General features: G+C 40.3%; 1 protein-coding gene. It reads left to right on the plus strand.

Features of this window, described 5'->3' with window-relative positions:
* Positions 1-278 (plus strand): ABC transporter substrate-binding protein (locus C1E99_RS00355; protein WP_153060115.1); only part of this gene is annotated, 278 nt, incomplete at both ends.

Genomic DNA, 278 nt, shown 5'->3' on the forward strand with positions numbered 1-278 from the left:
ATCATCATGCCTGGTTACTACAATGAAACAGGTACAATTGTGAAGCAAGCACGCGGTTTGGGTATTGACAAGCCAATTCTTGGTTCAGATGGTTTTGACTCACCACAATTTACTGAATTGGCAACTGCATCAGCAGCATCAAATGTTTACTACCTTTCTGGATTTGTAACATCAGCAAGTGAAAAAGCAAAAGCATTCTATGATGCCTATGTGAAAGAATACAATGAAGAGCCATCAATGTTCTCAGCTCTAGCTTACGACTCAGTTTACATGGCAGC

This window comes from Streptococcus suis (assembly GCF_002964045.1).
GTDB classification, from domain to species: Bacteria; Bacillota; Bacilli; order Lactobacillales; family Streptococcaceae; genus Streptococcus; species Streptococcus suis_U.